Genomic DNA, 617 nt, shown 5'->3' with positions numbered 1-617 from the left:
ACGAGGACATGCTGCTGGTAGTTCTTGCAAAACCGGTCGTATCCCATCGACGTCTCCGCTGCGGCACGGCACCGATCGACGTACTCGCCATGTAAGAGCTTCAGCGTCACGCCGACCCGGGCGAGCTCACGATGCACGTGTCCCCAGTCGGGCTGCGTATACACGCTTTGATGCGCACCGCGGTCGGGGAACAACCGCGCATACACCGCGGCGTCGTCCAGACCGGCGACGTCGTCCCAGGTCACCTGTTCCCGATCTGCGGCCTCGAGCACCGCCGCCACGCTATGCCGGGACAACCCCTGCGCGGCGATCTGCCGCCCCGAAAGCCCTTCGCTGCGCAGCCTGAGCACCAGCTTCGCTTTGATCTTCCGTACCATCTGTGATTACTCCTTCTGCCGCGTGATAGAGCACACGGCAGAAGGAGCCTACGAACAGTGGCGCTCAACCCGAATATTCAGTGGCGCTCAAAGACGCGACCCCGACAGCGAGCAGGTGGCGCTCAAGCGCAATATCGGTGGCGCTCAGGAACGCAAATACTCAGTCAGATTCAGGTTTCGATCCGGGAGGTCTGAAGGGACATAGTGTCGTCATCCGATAGCGGAGTGCAGCTTTGGCGG

At 61.9% G+C, this 617-nt stretch carries 1 pseudogene; it reads right to left on the bottom strand.

What is annotated here, in order from left to right:
• Positions 1-377: pseudogene (locus tag K2F54_RS18950) on the bottom strand (IS21 family transposase); the annotation flags it as partial.
• Between the last annotated feature and the right edge of the window lie 240 nt (positions 378-617).

The sequence above is a fragment of the Cryobacterium inferilacus genome, assembly GCF_019599185.1.
Classification (GTDB): domain Bacteria; phylum Actinomycetota; class Actinomycetes; order Actinomycetales; family Microbacteriaceae; genus Cryobacterium; species Cryobacterium inferilacus.
The sequence above is the reverse complement of the archived record's forward strand: the minus strand, read 5'-3'. Positions and strand labels throughout refer to the sequence as shown.